This is a genomic window from Streptomyces sp. NPDC091282, from assembly GCF_044757385.1.
Classification (GTDB): Bacteria; Actinomycetota; Actinomycetes; order Streptomycetales; family Streptomycetaceae; genus Streptomyces; species Streptomyces gramineus.
The window spans coordinates 1,308,784-1,328,581 of record NZ_JBIVUX010000002.1 but is presented as its reverse complement, the minus strand read 5'-3'; the positions used below and the strand labels follow the sequence as shown (position 1 = coordinate 1,328,581).

Here is a 19,798-nt window from a genome sequence, read left to right as displayed (position 1 = left end):
TCACGCCGGGTGGACGGTCACCGCGGGGTCTCCGGCTCCGTGGTGAGGGCGTCCCGGAGCTGGGCCCTGGCGGTGATGCCCAGCTTCGGAAAGACCTTGTGCAGGTGGTAGCCGACCGTGCGCGGCGACAGGAAGAGCCGGGCCGCGATGTCGCGGTTGGTCAGGCCCTGGGCGGCCAGTTCGGCGATCTGACGTTCCTGCGGGGTGAGTTCACCGGCCGGTGCGCCGGCCCCCGCGGTACCCGCCGCCCGCAGCTCCGCCGCCGCCCGCTCGGTCCAGGGGCGGGCGTCCAGCCGCTCGAAGCACTCCAGCGCCGCCCCCAGATGCCGACGGGCCTCCGCTCCGCGGCGGCGCCTGCGCAGCCACTCGCCGAGGTCGAGGTGGGCGAGCGCCTTCTCGAAGGGCCAGCAGTCGGTGCCGGGGCCGTCGACGGCGGCCCGGAAACCCCGCTCGGCGTCGTCGCCGTCGGTCAGCAGAGCCGTGGCCCGGTGCAGGACGGCCGCGAGGCGCGGCGAGGGGTCGGGCGCCAGGTCCCGCGTCACGGCCTCGACGACCGTGCGGGCGTCGTCCGACCGGCCGGCGCGGACCGCGGCGGCGGCCAGGTCGCCCAGGTAGTAGAGGGAGGCGTGGTAGTGGACGGGTGCGGGCCGGAAATCGCGGGTGAACACGGCCCGCAGCTGCTCGTAGGCGCCCGCGTGGTCGCCCGCCGCGAACGCGGCCATGCCCACGGCGTGCCGGTGCCGGACCTGCAGGCTCACGGACCTGCGCAGATCCACTCCGCGTACCGCCTCGGCCGCCCGGGTCCTGGCCGCCACCGGGTCGCCGCGCAGCGCGCACAGCGTGGCCCGCAGGATGCGGGCGCCCACCGTCACGTTGTCGGCGCCGGCCTCCGTCGCCATCCAGAACGCCTCGTCGGCCGCCTCCTCGGCCGCCGCCCACGAGCCGTTCTCGAACAGGGCGAGCGCCAGCGCCTGGGTCACGGTCGCGTTCGTACCGGCGCTGCCCGCCCGGTGCAGGACGTCGATGGTCCGTCCCAGGACGCGCACCGCCTGCTCGGTCTCGTCCAGGATCCAGGCCGTGCCGCCCACCGCGGTGAGGTTCCCGAGGCTCTCCTCCCGGCCCAGTTCGGCCGACGCCCGTGCCAAGTGGCCCATGAGAAGCGGCCGTTCACGGTGCGGCTCGGCGACCGCCAGGGCCCAGGCGCGGCCGGCCGGATCGCCGTCGCCCTCGATCAGCGCGCCGATCCGGCCCAGTTCGGCGCGGTAGTAGGGCGAGCCGGTGTTGTAGACGGACGTCGCGGCGGTGCTCAGGGCGCCCAGCGCCAGGCCCGGAGCCGAGCCGGCGGTGGCCTCGGCGACGCCCAGCAGCAGCGCCAGCGCGTCCTCGTGGCGGAGCGTGACCCCGAGGGCCCAGCCGCCCAGCAGCGAGGCCTCGGCGCGCAGCCGGGGATCGTCGGACAGCTCGCCGGCCCGGCCGCTCATCTCGCCGACCCACTGCGGGTGACCGGCGAACATCGCCGACTGCGCGGCCGTCAGCAGCCGCCGCGCCCGCAGCTGCGGATCCGGGGTCAGCTCGGCGGCGCGTTCCAGCGCGGTCGCGGCCGCCGCGTGCCCGCCCCGGCCCCGGGCCCGTCCTGCGCTCTCCGCCAGGGCGTCGGCGACCTTCGCGTCCTGGCCGGTCGCCGCGGCGGCCAGGTGCCAGGCGCGGCGGTCCGGTTCCCCCGCGACCGCCGCGGCCAGGGCCAGGTGGGCCTGCCTGCGCTCGTGGAAGGAGGCCGCGTGGTAGACGGCCGAGCGGACCAGCGGGTGCCGCGGCAGCACCCGGCCGTCCGCCACCTTGACCAGGGCCGCCCGCTCGGCCGGATCCAGGGCCCGGACCACGTCCAGCTCCGGCGCGGCCCTGATGAGGTCGGTCAGGTCCGCCGTACCCGCGGCGGCCACCAGCAGCAGGGCCTGCCGGGTGGGCGCGGGCAGGCCGGCCAGGTCGGCGGCGAACAGGTTCTCCAGCCGCGCGGTGAGCGGAAGAGCCGCGCCCCCGGCGCCCGCTCCGGCATCCACGGCACCCGCGACACGGCCCCGGGCCAGCGCCCGCGGCAGCTCGATCAGCGCCAGCGGATTGCCGGCCGCCTGCCCAAGGATCTCGGCGCGCGCCTTGCCGCGGGGCGGGTCCGGCTGCGCGTCCAGCAGCTGTCCGGCCGCGGTCCGGCTCAGCGGCCCCACCGTCAGCTGGGGGAAGTCCCGGTCGAAGCGGGCCGGCACACCCTCCTCGCGGGCGGCCAGCAGCAGCACCACGGGCCTGCCCTCCAACCGCCGGGCGAGGAAGGCCAGCACGTCCACCGAGCCGAGGTCCAGCCACTGGGCGTCGTCCACCAGCAGGAGCAACGGCCGCCGTGCCGCGGCCGCGCCGATCAGCGCCAGCACGCCGACGCACAGCGACAACTGGTCGAGCCTCAGTTCGTACTCCGCGGCGCCGGGGCCGAACGCCCGGTCCAGGGCGTCCCGGTGGGCCGCGGGCAGACCGTCGCCCGGCAGCAGCGGATGCAGCAGCTGGTGCACGCCCGAGAGGCCGAGGCCGCTCTCGCCCTCGCTGCCGCGCACCCGCAGGATCCCGAAGCCCAGCTCACGCCCGCGTTCCGCGGCCCGGTCCACGAGGGTGCTCTTGCCCGCCCCCGGCTCCCCGGTCAGCACCAGCACCTGGGGGCCGCCGCCGTCCACGGCCCCGAGGAGCCCGTCGAGCCGGGCCAGTTCGGCGGCCCGGCCCAGGACGACCGGATCGGCGGGGCGGTCGGTGCCGGTGCGCATGAGCGGTGCGTGTCCTTGTCGTCGGGGGCGTCGGGGGCGTCGGGGGGGGCGTCAGGGGCGTGGGGACTCCGGGACCGCCGAGGTCGCCGGGCCGGGGTTCCGGTACCGCCATCCTGCCAGCGGTCGCTCCGGCGGCCGCGACCGCGGGTGACTGGTCATGTGACAGAAGCGTGGCCGCCCGGTCTCGGCGATGATGGCTTGGCCAGGGAGAACGTCCATCATCGCGGGAGCATGTGCATGCCGGTCCAGTCACCCCAGCAGTCCGCGGTCACCGCCGAGGCCTCCGTCGTGGGCCGGGACGGCGAGATCGAGCGGATCCTGCGGTGCGTGGCACGCGACCCCGGCACACCCCAGACCCTGCTGGTCCTCGGCGAGGAGGGCATCGGGCGCACCGCCCTGCTGGGGCGCGTCCGCGAACTGGCCGCGGGCCAGGGCGTGCGGGTGCTCTCCACACAGGGCTGGGCCGGTGACCCGCGGGACGCGCGGGCCTGTCTGCAGCAGCTCCTCGCGCCGCTGACGCCGGACGAGACGGCCGCCCTGCCCGAGGCGCCCCGGCAGGTCCTGACGGCCGTGCTCCACGGAGCCGGGCGGCCGGACGAGGACGCGCTGCGGACCGCGCTCACCGCGCTGCTCGACCGGCTCGCCGCCACCCGGCCGCTCCTGGTGTGCGTGGACGACGCCGACCTGTGCGACCGTGCCACCGTCGGCGCGCTGTTCGCCGCCGCCCGCCGGCTGACCGGCCGGCCGCTGACGGTCCTGCTCGCCGCCCGCCGCGAGAACGCCCTGCCCGCCCTGCCGCCCGGCGCCGAGATCCTGAGCCTCGGCCCGCTGGACGACGCGTCGGCCGCCGCGCTCCTGGACCGGCAGCCCGCGCCGCCCACCGGCCGGCACCGGCTGGACATCCTCACGGAGGCCGAGGGCAACCCGCTGGCCCTGGCCGAACTGGGCCGCACCGGAACCGTGCGGCACGCGCCCGCCGAGCCGGTCTTCGGCGTACGGCTGGACGCGCTCCCGGCCGGCACCCGGCGCGCCCTGCTGTACGCGGCCGCCGCCGGACCCGGCGAGACCGTGGCCGCCGTCATGACGGCCCTGGGCACCGGTGAACTGGCGGTGTGGGCCCCGGCGGAGGCGGCCGGACTCGTCTCGGTGACCGAGGACCGGCTCGTCTTCCGGCATCCGCTGGCACGGTCGGCCGCGTACGTGCGGCATCCCGCGGGCGAGCGCCAGCGGGCCCACCGGGACCTCGCCGAGGTGGCCGTCCTGCCGGAGGCCAGGGCCCGGCACCTGGCCGCGGCCACCGTGGGCGCCGACGCGCGCGTGGCCGCCGCGCTGGAGACCTCCGCCTGGCGGCGGGGCGACGCCGTACAGGCCGCCCGCGCCCTGGAGCAGGCAGCCCGGCTCAGCCCCCGGCGGACGGACCGGGCCCGACGGCTGGCCGAGGCGCTCACGGCGGCGCGCGCGGTGGGCGACCCCGGCTGGGTACGGGACCTGTACGGCCGTCTCCTCCAGGAGTCCGCGGGGCCGGAGTCCGTCTGCACGGCGGCCGCGGCCCTGGCCTCCGCGCTGTGCCACGAGTCCGCCCAGCGCGAGGCCTTCGAGGTGCTGGCCGCCGCCGCGGAGCACCTTCCGCTGGTCGGCCCGCGGCTCGCGCTCGACCTGGTCGCCCTGGCGGCGGACGTCGCCGACCGCTCCGGTCTCCCCGAACACCGCACGGCCCTGCCCCTCCTCCTGGACCGGGCCCGCCGCTCCACCGCCCCCGAACCCCCGGAACCGGCCGCCCCGCCCGGCGCCCGCGCGGCCGAGCCCGGAACGCAGGGACGGCCCGACGGCAGTGGACCGGGAGACCCGTGGGACGGGGACCGAGGAACGGACGGGGACGGCGGCCCGGAGGCGGCCGGGTGGGCGGAGCATGCGGACGCCGGGGCCGGACGGGGCGTGACGGGGATCCTCCAGGGCCTGGACGGGCCCGGCGCGTGGCGGGCGGTGGAGGCGCTGGTCGCCGTGGTGGTGCGGCCGGAGACCGCCACCGCTGCGCTGCGCGGCCTCGGCCGGCCCGCCCGGACCCCGCTCGGCGGCAGGGACGCACCGGCCGGCCTGGTGGCCCAGTACGCCGACGAGGCCGACCTGGACCTCGGACAGGCCCGCCTGGACGACGACCGGCTGCGCGCCGCCCGCGCCTTCGGCCCGCGCGGCCGGTCGGTGCTCGGCCTGGTGGACACCCTCCTGGCCGTCGGCCGGTTCACCGAGGCCCGGACCGTGCTCCACCACGCCATGACCGAGGCGGCGGTCCTGCGCCTGCCCCGCCTGCGCGCCGACCTGGAGACCCAGGCGCTGACCCTGCGGGCGCTGCGCGACACCCACCCCGCCGAGACCGTGCTCACCCCCGCCGTCTGGCGCGCCGTCCCCCTGGACGAGAACCGGGCCACCCACGCCCGCCTGCTGCGCGCCCGCGGCCTCGCCGCCATGGCCCGCGGCGACTGGGACGACGGCTGGCGGCGGTTGCGCGGCCTGTTCACCGCCGACGGCTCGCCGCTGCACCCCTTCCTGGCGCCCCGGAGCATCGCCGAACTCGCCGTCACGGCCCAGCGGACCGGCCGGGCCGCCGAGGCCCTGCCGATCCTGGACCGGGTGCGCACGGACCAGGGCGACCGGCCCAGCACCCGGATGACACTGCTGCTGCACCACGCGAGCGCCGTCCTCGGACCCGACGAGGAGGCCGAGGAACACTTCCAGCTCGCCCTGGTCAACCACGCCTCGAACCGCTGGCCCTGGGAGTGCGCCCACGTCCGCCTCAACTACGCGCACTGGCTGCGCCGTTGCCGCCGGACCCTGGAGGCGCGCGGCCAGCTGACCACCGTCCTGGAGACCGCCGAGCGCCTCGGCGCCGGCCCCCTCGCGGCCGCCGCCGGCCGCGAACTGCGGGCCAGCGGGGCCGCACCCGCCCCGCAGACGGGCGGCCCGCTCGCGGAACTGACCGCGCAGCAGCGGCAGATCGTCCAGCTGGTGGCGAGCGGCCTGTCCAACCGGGAGATCGGGGAACGCCTCTTCCTCTCGCCGCGCACGGTCGGCTCGCACCTCTACAAGGTGTATCCCAAACTCGGCATCAGCAGCCGTCACCAGCTCCGCGACCTGGTGCAGGGCCGGTGAGGGGGTCAGGCCGGGAGGACACCGGAGCACCCGTGCGGGCCGGAACCGCCACCGCCGCCGTCGTCCTCGACCGGGTCGTGCAGCGCCTGGTCACCGCGTCCGCCGCCCCGCCCGCCCTCGACGACCTCGGGCCGGACACGGCACGGCGGGCGCTGCGCGAGACCCAGGCCGACCGGTTCGGGGACTTCGACGTGGACGCGGTCTTCCAGGCGGCCCCCGTCGGCCCGTCCGGGCTGCTCGGCTTCTGGACCGTGCGCCCCGCGGCGGCCACCGGCCCGCTCCCGGCCCTCCTGTACGTGCACGGCGGCCGGTGGACGCTCGGCGACGCCCAGACCCACGCGCGCCTCATCAGCGAACTCGTCACCGGCACCGGCGTGTGCGCGCTGGTCCCCGAGTACAGCCGCACCCCCGAGGCCCGCTACCCGACGGCCCTGGAGGAGTGCTACGCCCTGCTCGGCTGGGCCGCCGGCCGGGCCGGTGAACTCGGCCTGGACCCTGACCGGCTGGCGGTGGCCGGAGACTGCGCGGGAGCCACCCTGGCGACCGCCGTCACGATGCTCGCCAAGGCCCGGCACGGACCGCGGATCGCCGCGCAGCTGCTCTACTACCCGCTCGCCGACGCTCGCTGCGACAGCCCCTCGCAGCACCAGTTCGCCGACGGCTACCTGCTCACCCGCCGCGCGCTGCGCACCTACTGGGCCCGGTACGTCCCCGATCCGGCGCAGCGCGCCGAACCCACCGCCACGCCGCTGCGGGCCCGCCGCGACCAACTGGCCGGACTGCCACCGGCCCTGGTCGTCACCGCCGAGGCCGACCCGGCCCGCGACGAGGGCGAACTGTACGCGCGCCGGCTCACCGAGGCCGGTGTCGACGCCCTGTCCGTACGCTTCCTCGGCACGGTCCACGACTTCGTCGCCCTGCACGCCCTCGCCGACAGCTCGCCCACCCGGGCCGCGGTCCTGACGGGCTGCGCCTTCCTGCGGGCCCGGCTGAGCTGACCGTCGGCCGACCGGCCGAGGACCAGTCGGCCGACTGATGCGCCGACGCGCCCCGCCGGGCGAAGCTGACGGCATGCCAACCGCGACCGGCTCCCACGAGGAGAGACGCCGGCGTCCGGCCGTCCCGTCGCCGGGCCCCCGGGCCAGGGTCCTGACCACCCGCTCGGTGCCACCGCGCCAGAGCCTGGACTACTGGCACGACGCCGTCCTCGACACCCTGGTGGGGATGGACATCGCCACCGCGGGCAACACCTACGACGCGGCCCTGCGCACGGACCGGCTCGGGGACCTGCAGATCACCACGGTGGAGGCCGACCCCGGCCGGGTGCGCCGGACACCGCGCTCCATCGCCCGCGGCGACGGGCACGAGATCTTCGTCGCCCTCCAGAGCAGCGGCCGGGCCCACGTCGAACAGGACGGCCGCAGCACCGAGATGCGCACCGGGGACATCGGGTTCTTCGAGACCGTACGCCCGTTCCGCACCACCTTCCCGGAACGCTTCCGGCTGCGGATCTTCGCCGTCCCGCGCCGGCTGCTGCAGCTTCCGGAGGCCGACCTGCGGCGGCTCACCGGCCGCGCGGTACACCCCGGCGGCGGGCTCCCCGCACTGCTCGCGCCGCTGCTGGAGCGGCTGGCGGACACCTCCGAGTCGTACGCCACGCCGACCGCCGAGCGGCTGGCCGGGAGCGTCATCGACCTGATGGCCGCCACCGCGGCGGAGCAGCTGGGGGAGGAGATCGGCGAACTGCCGGGCGCCGACGGCATCCTGCTGCGGCGCGTCAGGACGTACATCCGCTGGCACCTGTCGGACCCGGACCTCACGCCGTCCGTCATCGCCGCCGTCCACGGCATCTCGGTGCGCTCCCTGCACCGGCTGTTCCGGTCCGAGGACACCACGGTGTGCCGCTGGATCCGCGAACAGCGCCTGCACGAGTGCCGCCGGGAACTCGCCGCCGGGCCGTCCGGCACCGCCGACCTGGGCCAGGTCGCCCGCCGCTGGGGTTTCACCGGCTCCGCCGGGTTCGGCAAGGCCTTCCGGCAGGCCTTCGGGCTGTCACCGACCGACTGGCTGGAGCGGACCCGGACGGAGGGCACGCCATGGTGACGCACGTGACGTGCGCGATCGGCGACCAGGGGGCCGGGGACCGGCCCGCCGCCTGGCAGCGGGCGCTGTCGGAGGCCTTCGTCGACCTGGAGGTCAGGGTCGGACCCGGCCGGCCCTGGACCGCCGAACTCACCGCCCGGCGCCTGGGATCCCTGCAGATCGCCACCGAGGAGTCCGGGCCCGGCACCGTCCTGCGCAGCGCCCGCGCGGTGGCCGCCGACCCGCGCACCCACATCCTGGTCCGCCGCCAGCTGGCCGGCACCGCCCTGCTGCTCCAGGACGGCCGCACCGCCGAACTCCTGCCCGGCCGAACGGCCTTCCACGACGCCCGGCGCCCGTTCCGGATCGTGTTCCCGGAGCGCCAGCGGGCCCGGATCCTCATGGTGCCCCGCGCCCTGCTGCGCCTGGAGGAACGGCACCTGCGCACGCTCACGGCGACCGTGGTGGACGAGACCGCGGGCGGCGCGGCCGCCCTGCTGCTGCCGCTCCTGGACGGACTCGTCGACGAGGTCGGCCGGGCCGGGCCCGCCCGGCGCGAACAACTGGCCAGGACCGCGGCGGAGATCCTGGCCACCGTCGCCCTCGACCAGGCCGGCCGGCAGCCGGAGCCCGCCCTGTGGGAGCGGATCACCGCGTCCCTGACGGCCCGGCTGGGGGAGCCCGGACTCACCCCGCGGGACATCGCGGGCGAGCACGCCATCTCGCTGCGCTACCTGCATCTGCTCTTCCAGCGCAACGGCACCACCGTCGGCGGCTGGCTGCGGACCCGGCGCCTGGAGGCGGCCCGCGAGGAACTCGCCCGGCCCGGCCCGGTCCAACCCACCATCGCCGCGGTCGCCGCCCGCTGGGGTTTCACCAGCCCCTCCCATTTCAGCCGGGCCTTCCGGGACACGTACGGCATGTCACCGGCGCAGTGGCGCAGGGCCGCGGCCGGGAACGGCCGCGGGCCGCGGCCCGAACCTCCTACCCTTTCCGATGGCGGCCGGATCGAACGGACGGCCCGAGCGACGATGGAGCACGTATGACCGACGAGGCGATGGGCGACGAGGTCTACCAGCCGGACGGTTCGGAGGTGCAGGACGACGCGGGTGTGCTGGACGCGTCGGACACCCTGGACTACCGGGCCGGGGAGGAGGCCCTGGACGAGGGCTACTCGCCGCCGGAGCGGCCGTGGGCCGTGGAGCACACCGGCGTCACGGCGGCCGAGGGCCGGCGCGGGGAGACCCTCGACGAACGGCTCGCCGAGGAGGTCCCTGACCTCGCCGTCCCGGAGGGCGACGGCCTCGGCGACGCCTGGGACACGGACGGCGAACTCCTCGACGACGAGGTCGGCGACGGCCGCGCCGGACGGCTCGTGGCACCGGACGAGGGCGCCCACGAGAACACCGAGACGGACCTGTTCGCCTCCGACCGGGGCCTGGACGGTGCCGGGGCGTCGGCGGAGGAGGCCGCGATGCACGTGATCCCGGACGCCGACACCTACTGACGGCCGCGCCCCCGGAGGTCAGGTCATGTGCCGCAGCAGCGCGGCGACCGCCGCCGGGGGCTCTCCGGGCGGCCGCACCACCATCACCTTCCAGCTCGGCGCGCGGCCGGCGAAGCGGTAGGCGGCCAGGTCGGGGAAGCGGTGGGCGATGGTCGGCGGCATGATGCAGACGCCGAGGTCGTTGCGGACCAGTTCGGAGGCGGCCACGATGTCGTTGACCTCGAACGTGGTGGCCCGTTCGACGCCCGCCGCGCGGAACGCCCGGTCGGCCGCGTCCCGGATCGCCCAGCCGGGCGTGAACTCCACCTGCGGCAGCTCGGCGACGTCCGCCAGGTCGACGGTGCCGCCGGGCTCGGCGCCGGCGATCCTCCGGCGGGGCGAGGCCACCAGGACCATCTCCTCCTGGGACAGCAGCCTGGTCACGAGACCGCGCTGCTGCCGCCGGTCCAGCGCCACCACCGCCAGGTCCACCGAGCCCTCCCGCAGCGCCTGACGGAGGTCGACGACCGCGGCCTGCCGCAACCGCACCACCACCCGCGGGTGCTCGGCCCGCAGCGCGGCCAGCGCGAGGTGCAGGTCCGCCCAGACCCCCTGCATCGTGCCGACCGTCACCGTGCCGCGCAGCTCGCCCTGGGCCGCGTCGACCGCCGCACGGGCCAGTTCGGCGGCGCGCAGCGTCTGCCGCGCCGCCGGGACGAACGCCTCACCGGCCGGCGTGAGCCCGACCCGGTGGGTGGTCCGGGTGAACAGCGCGGTGCCCAGCTCGCGTTCGAGCGCGCGGACCGTGCCGGAGACCGCGGACTGGACCACGTGCAGCCGTCGCGCCGCCGCCGTGAACCCGCCCGCGTCCGCCACCGCGACGACGACTTCCATCTGCCGTAGGTCCATCATCCGCTCCCGCAGGCGCAGCGCCCCGCTCGGCGGGGCGGCGATCGTCACTGCATCCTAGGCAGCCGCCCGGCCCCCGCCGGTACGGACCGGGCGGGTGTCGCACGCTAGGCCGGGCGCTTCGTGCCCTGTCGCGACTCGGTCAGCCAGTACAGCAGCGCCAGCACCGGAAGGGCCGCCCCGAAGAGGCTGACCGCGCCCCAGCCGCCGGCCCGGTAGGCGATCGAGCCGATCTGCGAGCCGAGGGCGCCCCCGATGAAGAAGATCGCTATGAAGGCGCTGTTGAGCCGGGCGCGGGCGAGCGGGTCGAGCTGGTAGACGGTGTGCTGGCCGAGGATGAGGCTGGTCTGGACGGCCGCGTCCAGCGCGACGGCTCCGAGCGCGATCAGGAGCACGCTGTGCCCGCCGAAGCCGGCCGCGGCGAAGGCCAGCGCGGCGAGCACGAGCGCGGCACCGGTCATCCGCCGGGTCAGACCGTGGTCGGCCCAGCGTCCGGCGAGCGGTGCCACGGCCGCACCGGCGGCCCCGACCAGCGCGAACACCCCGACACCGACGGCCGAGTAGTGGAAACGCGGCCCGGTCAGGACGTACGACACGGTGGTCCAGAAGGCGCTGAAGGCACCGAACATGGCCGCCTGGTAGAGGCCGCGGCGCAGCAGCGCGGGGTGGGTGCGCACCAGCGCCGCCGTGGAGCGCAGCACATGGTGGTACGGCACGGACGTGGTCGGCGCCTGCCGGGGCAGGGCCAGCCGCAGGGCCACGCCCAGCAGCGCCATCAGGACGGCCGAGCCGAGGTAGACGACCCGCCAGCCGGCGACGCTGGAGACCAGGCTGCTGAGCGTGCGGGACAGCAGGATGCCGGTGAGCAGGCCGCTCATCACCCGGCCGACGATCCGGCCGCGCGCGTGGTCGGGCGCCAGGCTCGCGGCGAACGGCACCAGGATCTGCGCGACCACCGAGGTGGCGCCGCTGACCAGGGAGGCGATCAGCAGCATCGGGAAGCCGGTCGAGAGCCCGGCCGCCAGCAGGGCGAGCGTGGTGACCGTCAGCAGCGCGGTGATCAGGCCGCGCTTCTCCAGCCGGTCGCCGAGCGGGACCAGGAAGACCATGCCGATCACGTAGCCGACCTGGGTGAGCGTGATCAGCGTGCCCGCGGTGCCCTCGCCGATGTGGAAGACGCCGCGCAGCTCGGACAGCAGGGGCTGGGCGTAGTACAGGTTGGCGACCGTCATGCCGGAGGCGACGGCGAACAGCGCGATCAGCCAGCCCGGCACCCCGTGGGCGGAACCGGCGGCGGGCTTCCGGCGCGGGGAGCGGACTTCGGACGACGACTGGGACACGGGGACCTTCCTCACAGGAGCGGTGACTCTCACCGGCACCAGCGCTCCGCGGGCCGCGATGCTTCCCCGTGCGAGGCGATGATCCGGGATGTCAGTCATCTCACCACCAGATGACCACCGGCGTGCGCCCCTTGCGCTGCGGGGCGGCCGGAAGTGCGCTCGGGGACAACTGCCCGGCCGGGCCGGCTCCTACGGTGGGCCCGACGGCGCCGGAACCACCGGTGAACCGCACGCAATTCCAGGAGACTCCCATGTCCGAAGTCCCGCCCGTCAAGCCGGTGCTCGAACCCGCCGCCCAGGCCTTCGTCGAGGCCACCGCCAACCCGCCCTACCTCTTCGACCTCGCCCCGGCGGAGGGCCGCAAGGCCGTCGACGAGGTGCAGTCCGGCGAGATCGCCGCGCCGGCCGTCGACGAGGAGTGGATCACCGTCTCCGGCGGTCCCACCGGCACCGTCCGGGCCCGCATCGTCAAGCCCGCCGGCGCCACCGGCACCCTGCCCGTGATCATCTACATCCACGGCGCCGGCTGGGTCTTCGGCAACGCGCACACCCACGACCGCCTGGTCCGCGAACTCGCCGTCGGCGCGAACGCCGCCGTGGTCTTCCCCGAGTACGACCTCTCGCCCGAGGTGCGCTACCCGGTCGCCATCGAGCAGAACTGGACCGTCGCCCGGTGGATCGTGGAGCAGGGCGCGACCAAGGACCTGGACGCGTCCCGGATCGCGGTGGCCGGTGACTCCGTCGGCGGCAACATGACGGCCGCGCTGACCCTGATGGCCAAGGAGCGCGGCGGCCTCCCGCTGCTCCAGCAGGTGCTGTTCTACCCGGTGACCGACGCGAACTTCGACACCCCGTCGTACCACCAGTTCGCCGAGGGCTACTTCCTGCGCCGCGACGGCATGCAGTGGTTCTGGGACCAGTACACGACCGACGAGGCCGAGCGCGCCCAGATCACCGCGTCCCCGCTGCGCGCCACCGTCGAGCAGCTCAAGGACCTGCCGCCGGCCCTGGTCGTCACCGGCGAGGCCGACGTGCTGCGCGACGAGGGCGAGGCGTACGCCAACAAGCTGCGCGAGGCCGGGGTGCCGGTCACCGCGGTCCGCTTCCAGGGCATCATCCACGACTTCGTGATGCTCAACGCCCTGCGCGGCACGCACGCCGCCGAGGCCGCCGTCTCGATGGCCGTCCGCACCCTGCACACCGCCCTGCACACCGCCTGACCCGGCGGCCGGGCGCACCAGCGAACCGGTCCGGCACGACGGGCGCCGCCCGCACCTGAGACAGCGGCCGGCCCGCACAGGCCGCGGCAGCGGGCGGAGCGCGAGGAGGCGGAGCCGGCGGACGCGACCGGCACCGCCGTCCTCGACCCGGGTGCCGTCATCGCGCACCGGCCCCCGCCGCCGGGTCACGCGGCGCGGGCATCCCGCGCCGCGCCGCCACCGGACACGGCGGAACGCGCACCGGCGAGGCCGCGGGCCCCCGCCAACGGCCCGGTCCGCCGGCAGGCCCCCGCACGGCCGGCCTTCCCGGGCCGGTCCCTCTCGCCGGCCCGTACCCATCCCGCTTCGGACAGCAGAGAAGGAACCGACATGACCGAACCCACACCCACCGTCGTCCTGGTGCACGGCGCTTTCGCCGACGCGTCCAGCTTCGCAGGGGTCGTCCCCGGACTCCTCGCCGCCGGGCTGAAGGTGCTCGTGCCGGCCGTGCCCAACCGCAGCCTGACCGGCGACGCCGCGTACATCGCCTCGGTGGTCCGCGCGGTACCCGGCCCCGTGGTCCTGGTGGGCCACTCCTACGGCGGTGCCGTCATCACCGTCGCGGGCGCCGAGGACAACGTGCGGGCGCTCGTCTACCTGGCCGGCTACGCCCTGGCCGAGGGCGAGAGCCTCGGCGAGCTGCAGGGCCGGTTCCCGGACTCGGAGCTGGCCTCGGCCCTGGTCTACACGCCGTTCCCGGTCGAGGGCTCGCAGGAGCCCGGCACCGACGTGACGGTGGACCCCGACCGGTTCCCCGCGATCTTCGCCGCCGACGTCGACCCGGACCTGGCCAAGGTGCTCGCCGTCTCCCAGCGGCCTCTCGCCGGCGCGGCCTTCGCCGAGCAGGCGCCCGTAGCGGCCTGGCGTACCAAGCCGTCCTGGGGCCTGGTCTCCTCCTCGGACCGGACCATCAACCCCGACGTCGAGCGCTACGGCTACGAACGCGCCGGCATGACCACCGTCGAGGTCGACTCCTCCCACCTGGTGATGCTCGCCCACCCCGGCGAGGTCGTCGCCCTGATCCAGGAGGCGGTCGGCAGCCTGACCGCACCGTGACCCGGCGGGGATGACACGAAGGGCCGCGTACCGGTGCCGACCGGGCGCGGCCCGTGCGCGTGCGCGGCCGGGGCCCGGTCCGCCGGAGCAGGTCAGCCCCGCGCGGCGGGCTTCCAGTCCTCGGCCAGCAGGCCCAGGAAGACCTCGTCGAGGAACTCGCCCATCACCCAGGCCGCGGAGCGCAGCACGCCCTCGCGGACGAAGCCGTTGCGTTCGGCGGAGCGCAGCATCGCGGTGTTGTCGGCCAGCGTGTCGACCTGGAGCCGGTGCAGACCGCGCACGACGAAGCCGTAGTGGCACAGCACGGCGACCACGTCGGTGCCGTACCCCTTGCCGCGGGCGGCCGGCAGCAGCCCGACGCCGAGATGCGCGGACCGGTTGTGGGTGTCGATGCCCCACAGCATGGCGCTGCCGACCAGCGCGCCGCCGTCCAACTCCACCACGGAGAACGGGACGGTCGCCTCCTCCGGCTCGGACAGCGCGAACGGCCCGTCCTGCGAACCGGGAGCGAACGGCCGCCACGGCCGCCCGGCCGCCCGCGACGCGTTGACCACGTCGCCGTGGAGTTCGGCCTGCAGCACCGGGACGTCCGCCTCGTGCCGGGCCCTGAGCCCGACCTTGCCACCTCTGAGCATGCGAGTTTCCTATCCGACCCGGCCGGCGTCCGGCAAACGGATTACCGGTCTACGCACCGGGGCGGGGTTCAGCCGGGCTCCGGTGCGTCCGGGGGCTCACCGAACGCCTCCAGGATCCGTTCGGCGGCCAGCGTGGCCGTCAGCGTGCCGTCCCTGACCTGCCGTTCGAGGTCGGGGGCGGCCGCACGGACCGCGGGATGGGCGGAAAGCCGGCCGAGCAGCTCGTCCCGGACCATCGACCAGGTCCAGCCGACCTGCTGCTCCCGGCGCTTGCCGGCGAGCCGCCCGCTGGAGTCGAGCAACGCCCGGTGCTGTTCGAGGCGTTCCCAGACGACGTCCAGTCCCGTCGCCTCGCGGGCGCTGCAACTGAGCACCGGAGGCGTCCAGAAGGCGTCCTTGCCGTGCATCAGCCGCAGCGCGCCCGCCAGTTCACGCGCCGCGGTCCGCGCGTCGCGTTCGTGCGGGCCGTCCGCCTTGTTCACGGCGATGACGTCGGCCAGCTCCAGCACGCCCTTCTTGATGCCCTGGAGCTGGTCGCCGGTGCGGGCCAGGCTGAGCAGCAGGAAGGAGTCGACCATGTCGGCGACCGCGGTCTCGGACTGGCCGACGCCGACGGTCTCCACCAGGATCACGTCGTACCCGGCGGCCTCCATGACCACCATCGACTCGCGGGTCGCCTTGGCGACCCCGCCGAGCGTGCCCGCGCTGGGGGAGGGGCGGACGAAGGCGGCGGGGTCGACCGACAGCCGCTCCATCCGCGTCTTGTCGCCGAGGATCGAGCCGCCGGTCCGGGTGGAGGACGGGTCCACGGCGAGGACGGCGACCCGGTGGCCGAGCCCGGTCAGCATCGTCCCGAACGCGTCGATGAACGTCGACTTGCCCACGCCCGGCACTCCGCTGATGCCGATCCGCCGTGCCCGGCCGCTGTGCGGAAGCAGCTCGGTGAGCAGCTGCTGCGCCAGCACCCGGTGCTGCGGCCGGGTGGACTCGACCAGGGTGATCGCGCGGGCGATCACCGCGCGCTTCTGGTCGAGCACCCCCTTCGCATAGGCGTCGACATCGATCACAGGTCGTGCCCGAGTTCCGCCGACAGCCGCTGCACCAGGTCGTAGGCCGCGTCCGGGATCACCGTCCCGGGCGGGAACACGGCCGTGGCACCCATCTCCAGCAGCGTCGGCACGTCCTGCGGCGGGATCACCCCGCCGACCACGATCATGATGTCCGCCCGGCCCTCCTCGGCGAGCTTCTCGCGCAGCGCCGGTACGAGGGTGAGGTGGCCGGCCGCCAGCGAGGAGACGCCGACCACGTGCACGTCGGCCTCCACCGCCTGGCGGGCGACCTCGTCCGGGGTCTGGAACAGCGGGCCGACGTCGACGTCGAAGCCGAGGTCGGCGAAGGCGGTGGCGATCACCTTCTGGCCGCGGTCGTGGCCGTCCTGGCCCATCTTGGCGACCAGGATGCGCGGACGGCGTCCCTCGGCCTCGTCGAAGGCGTCGACCAGGGCCCGGGTGCGGTCCACGTTCGGGGACTCGCCGGCTTCGTTGCGGTACACACCGGAGATCGTACGGATCTGGCCCGCGTGCCGGCCGTACACCTTCTCCAGGGCGTCGGAGATCTCGCCGACGGTCGCCTTGGCGCGGGCCGCGTTCACCGCCAGTTCCAGCAGGTTGCCCTCGCCGTCGGCGGCCCGGGTCAGCGCGTCGAGCGCCGCCCGGCACTCCACGTCGTCCCGCTCCGCCCGCAGCCGCCGCAGCTTCTCGATCTGCTGGGCGCGCACCGAGGAGTTGTCGACCTTGAGGACCTCGATCTGCTCGTCGCTGTCCACCCGGTACTTGTTGACGCCGATCACCGGCTGCCGTCCGGAGTCGATCCGCGCCTGCGTCCGCGCGGCCGCCTCCTCCACCCGCAGCTTCGGGATGCCGGCGTCGATGGCCTGCGCCATCCCGCCCGCCTGCTCGACCTCCTGGATGTGCGCCCAGGCCTTGCGCGCGAGGTCGTAGGTCAGCCGTTCCACGTAGGCGCTGCCGCCCCAGGGGTCGATGACCCGGGTCGTCCCCGACTCCTGCTGGATCAGCAGCTGGGTGTTGCGGGCGATGCGCGCCGAGAAGTCCGTGGGGAGCGCGAGCGCCTCGTCGAGGGCGTTGGTGTGCAGCGACTGGGTGTGGCCCTGGGTCGCGGCCATCGCCTCCACGCAGGTCCGCGTCACGTTGTTGAAGACGTCCTGCGCGGTCAGCGACCACCCCGAGGTCTGCGAATGGGTGCGCAGCGAGAGCGACTTGGTGTTCTGCGGGTCGAACTGCGCCACCAGCTTGGCCCACAGCAGCCGGGCCGCCCGCATCTTGGCGATCTCCATGAAGAAGTTCATGCCGATCGCCCAGAAGAAGGACAGGCGCGGCGCGAACGCGTCGACGTCCAGGCCCGCTTCGCGGCCCGCCCGGATGTACTCGACGCCGTCCGCGAGCGTGTACGCCAGCTCCAGGTCGGCCGTCGCGCCCGCTTCCTGGATGTGGTAGCCGGAGATGGAGATCGAGTTGTAGCGGGGCATCCGCTGCGAGGTGTAGGCGAAGATGTCGGAGATGATCCGCATCGACGGCTTCGGCGGATAGATGTAGGTGTTGCGGACCATGAACTCCTTGAGGATGTCGTTCTGGATGGTCCCGGCCAGCTTCTCCGGCGGTACGCCCTGTTCCTCGGCCGCCACGATGTACAGCGCGAGCACCGGCAGCACGGCGCCGTTCATCGTCATCGACACGGTCATCCGGTCCAGCGGGATCCCGTCGAACAGCTGGCGCATGTCGAGGATCGAGTCGATGGCCACGCCCGCCATGCCGACGTCGCCGGTCACCCGCGGGTGGTCGCTGTCGTAGCCGCGGTGGGTGGGCAGGTCGAAGGCGACCGACAGGCCCTTCTGGCCGGCCGCGAGGTTGCGCCGGTAGAAGGCGTTGGACTCCTCGGCGGTGGAGAAGCCCGCGTACTGGCGGATCGTCCAGGGCTGGTTGACGTACATCGTCGGGTAGGGGCCGCGCAGGTAGGGCGCGATGCCCGGGTAGGTCCCGAGGAAGTCCAGGCCCTCCAGGTCACGGCCGGTGTAGAGCGGCTTGACCCCGATGCCCTCCGGGGTCTCCCACACCGGGGCCGCCCCGCCGGTGGCGTCCTCGACGGCCGTGCGCCACTGGGCGTCGCCGCCCTCGGTGACGGGGGTCCCCAGTTCGATGCCGGAGAAGTCGGGGATTCCCATCAGGACACTCCCATGCGGTCGAGGGTCTCGGACAGCACGGCCACGGCGTCGCAGCCGGCGAAGACGTATGCGTCGACCCCCGCGTACTCGCCCCGGCCGGCGAGGAACACGTGCCCGGCACCGGCCGCTTTCAGCGACCGGGCGGTCGGCTCGGCCTGCTCGGCGTAGAGCGCGTCGCTGGAGCAGAGCACCGCCTCGGCGGCACCGCTCTCCTCGAAGCCGCCCTCGGTGACGGTCTCGATGCCTCCGGCCTGGAAGAGGTTGGCGGCGAAACCGGCGCGGGCGGTGTACGCGCCGGCCGGGCCGATCGTCGCCAGGTAGATCCGGGGGCGGCCGCCGGTCGCGGCGAGGTGCGCGTCCGAGCGGGCGCGCAGCTCCTCGAAGGCCTCGTCCCGGCGGACCCGCGGGAGTCCGCCGGACGGCGACTCGGGGGCGGCCTCGCGTACCGGCGCCTTCTCGGCCAGGTTCGGGAACTCGCTGACGCCGGTGACGGGTTCGCGGCGCCTGGCGAGCTTCTTGGAGCGTTCCGCCCAGGTCGTGGCGAGGTCCGTGCGCAGCCGGCCGGAGCGCAGCACGGCCGCCTGGCCGCCGTCCCGCTCGATCGACCGGAAGTACTCCCAGCCCGCGTGGGCGAGTTCGTCGGTGAGCCGCTCCACGTACCAGGAGCCGCCCGCCGGGTCGACGACCCGCGCCAGGTGCGACTCCTCGACCAGGATCGTGGAGGTGTTGCGGGCGATACGGCGGGCGAACGCGTCCGGCAGGCCCAGCGCGTGGTCGAAGGGCAGCACGGTGACGGAGTCGGCGCCGCCCACCCCGGCGGCGAGCGTGGCCACGGTGGTGCGCAGCATGTTCACCCACGGGTCGCGGCGGCTCATCATCACCGGCGAGGTGACCGCGTGCTGCACCTGGGCGCCCGCGTCGGCCGCGCCGCTGACCTCGGCGACCCGCGCCCACAGCCGGCGCGCGGCGCGCAGCTTGGCGATCGTCAGGAACTGGTCGGCGGTCGCCGCGTACCGGAACTCCAGCTGTCCGAGGGCCTGTTCGACGCTCATGCCGGCCTCGGTCAGCTCACGGAGGAAGGCCACCCCGGTGGCCAGCGAGGCCCCCAGTTCCTGCCCCGCCGAGCCGCCCGCCTCGTGGTACGGCAGCGCGTCCACGGTCAGCGCGCGCAGCCCCGGGAACTCCTCGGCGCAGCGCCGTGCGAGGGCGGCGACGGGCGCGAAGTCCAGCGCCGCACCGGTACGGGCCTCGAAGCCGAGCGGGTCGGCGCCCAGGTTGCCGCGTACGGCCCCGGGGTCGACGCCCTTCTCGTCGTACAGCCGGAACAGCTCGGCGGCCGCCCCGGTCACCTCGCGGCCGGCGTCGAGGACGACCGGGGCCAGGTCGAGGTAGACGCCGTCGAGGGCGCGCGCGAGGCCGGAGACCGGGATGCCGCCCTCGCCGGTCAGCAGCCACAGCGAGGTGACGCCGTTCTCCAGGTCGGCCAGGAGCGCGCCGTCGGGGGCGGCCGCGTGCCGCTGCCTTATGTCCCAGCCGCCCGCGGTGCCGCCCTCGGGCCGGCCGCCGCGCACGAACGGCGCGAAGCCGGGCAGGCCGGGGTCGGGCGCGGTGTCGCGCGCCGTGTACAGGGGACGGGTGCGCAGCCCGTCCTCCAGCGTCGTGGACAGGGCGTCCTCAGCGGCCTCGCCCGAGACTTCCCTGCCCGACTTGCGCAGTACGCCCTCCACGAGGTGCTGCCACTGCTCGTGTGTCGCGTCAGGGAACTCGGCGGCCAGTGAGAGCCCGTCGTCAGGCAGGACCGTCATGCTCGGATGCTAGGGCAGAGCGTCAGAAGTGCACGGGTGA

The 19,798-nt window shown here is 75.4% G+C and carries 14 protein-coding genes; 7 read left to right on the top strand and 7 right to left on the bottom strand.

The window, feature by feature from the left end; translation table 11 throughout:
* Positions 1-17: 17 nt before the first annotated feature.
* Positions 18-2,801, bottom strand: coding sequence for an AAA family ATPase (locus ACIQOE_RS12900; protein WP_401411369.1), 2,784 nt, complete (start codon positions 2,799-2,801; stop codon positions 18-20).
* Positions 2,802-3,038: 237 nt separating this feature from the next.
* Here ACIQOE_RS12900 and ACIQOE_RS12895 point away from each other — a divergent pair, with 237 nt between their 5' ends.
* From ACIQOE_RS12895 to ACIQOE_RS12875, 5 genes are all read left to right on the top strand, one after another.
* The gene (locus tag ACIQOE_RS12895; protein WP_401411366.1) at positions 3,039-5,948 is read left to right on the top strand and encodes an AAA family ATPase; all 2,910 of its coding nucleotides are present in this window, start codon (positions 3,039-3,041) and stop codon (positions 5,946-5,948) included.
* Between the two features lie 32 nt (positions 5,949-5,980).
* A complete protein-coding gene (locus ACIQOE_RS12890) occupies positions 5,981-6,946 on the top strand; it encodes an alpha/beta hydrolase (RefSeq protein WP_401411364.1) in 966 nt (321 codons plus the stop codon).
* Positions 6,947-7,019: 73 nt separating this feature from the next.
* Entirely contained in the window at positions 7,020-8,051 is a 1,032-nt protein-coding gene (locus ACIQOE_RS12885) for a helix-turn-helix domain-containing protein (RefSeq protein WP_399011066.1), read from the top strand.
* Entirely contained in the window at positions 8,045-9,076 is a 1,032-nt protein-coding gene (locus ACIQOE_RS12880) for a helix-turn-helix domain-containing protein (RefSeq protein WP_365560269.1), read from the top strand. The genes ACIQOE_RS12885 and ACIQOE_RS12880 overlap by 7 nt, the downstream gene beginning before the upstream one ends.
* On the top strand, positions 9,073-9,537 hold the full coding sequence (locus ACIQOE_RS12875; protein WP_351325796.1) for a DUF5709 domain-containing protein: 465 nt from the start codon (positions 9,073-9,075) through the stop codon (positions 9,535-9,537). The genes ACIQOE_RS12880 and ACIQOE_RS12875 overlap by 4 nt, the downstream gene beginning before the upstream one ends.
* Positions 9,538-9,555: 18 nt before the next feature.
* On the opposite strand, the gene ACIQOE_RS12870 is transcribed toward ACIQOE_RS12875, so the two are convergent.
* Positions 9,556-10,425, bottom strand: coding sequence for a LysR family transcriptional regulator (locus tag ACIQOE_RS12870; RefSeq protein WP_399011412.1), 870 nt, complete (start codon positions 10,423-10,425; stop codon positions 9,556-9,558).
* 107 nt (positions 10,426-10,532) lie between these two features.
* Positions 10,533-11,765, bottom strand: coding sequence for an MFS transporter (locus ACIQOE_RS12865; RefSeq protein ID WP_351325799.1), 1,233 nt, complete (start codon positions 11,763-11,765; stop codon positions 10,533-10,535).
* A gap of 251 nt (positions 11,766-12,016) precedes the next feature.
* On the opposite strand from ACIQOE_RS12865, the gene ACIQOE_RS12860 reads away from it, so the two are divergent.
* Positions 12,017-12,985, top strand: coding sequence for an alpha/beta hydrolase (locus ACIQOE_RS12860; protein ID WP_401411360.1), 969 nt, complete (start codon positions 12,017-12,019; stop codon positions 12,983-12,985).
* 369 nt (positions 12,986-13,354) lie between these two features.
* Positions 13,355-14,080, top strand: a complete 726-nt coding sequence (locus ACIQOE_RS12855) for an alpha/beta hydrolase (RefSeq protein WP_351325803.1) — start codon at positions 13,355-13,357, stop codon at positions 14,078-14,080.
* 92 nt (positions 14,081-14,172) lie between these two features.
* On the opposite strand, the gene ACIQOE_RS12850 is transcribed toward ACIQOE_RS12855, so the two are convergent.
* The 4 genes from ACIQOE_RS12850 to ACIQOE_RS12835 form a co-directional block, all read right to left on the bottom strand.
* Positions 14,173-14,715 carry a GNAT family protein gene (locus tag ACIQOE_RS12850; protein WP_351325805.1) on the bottom strand — a complete coding sequence of 181 codons (543 nt, stop codon included), beginning with the start codon at positions 14,713-14,715 and terminating at the stop codon, positions 14,173-14,175.
* A 68-nt stretch (positions 14,716-14,783) separates the two neighbouring features.
* Positions 14,784-15,782 (bottom strand): methylmalonyl Co-A mutase-associated GTPase MeaB, encoded by a 999-nt coding sequence (gene meaB, locus ACIQOE_RS12845; protein ID WP_401411358.1) that lies wholly within the window; start codon positions 15,780-15,782, stop codon positions 14,784-14,786.
* Positions 15,779-17,953: a methylmalonyl-CoA mutase gene (gene scpA, locus ACIQOE_RS12840; RefSeq protein WP_363017142.1), complete on the bottom strand. Its 2,175-nt coding sequence runs from the start codon at positions 17,951-17,953 to the stop codon at positions 15,779-15,781. Before scpA ends, meaB begins: the two co-directional genes overlap by 4 nt.
* Positions 17,953-19,758 carry a methylmalonyl-CoA mutase family protein gene (locus ACIQOE_RS12835; protein WP_365560256.1) on the bottom strand — a complete coding sequence of 602 codons (1,806 nt, stop codon included), beginning with the start codon at positions 19,756-19,758 and terminating at the stop codon, positions 17,953-17,955. Before ACIQOE_RS12835 ends, scpA begins: the two co-directional genes overlap by 1 nt.
* Between the last annotated feature and the right edge of the window lie 40 nt (positions 19,759-19,798).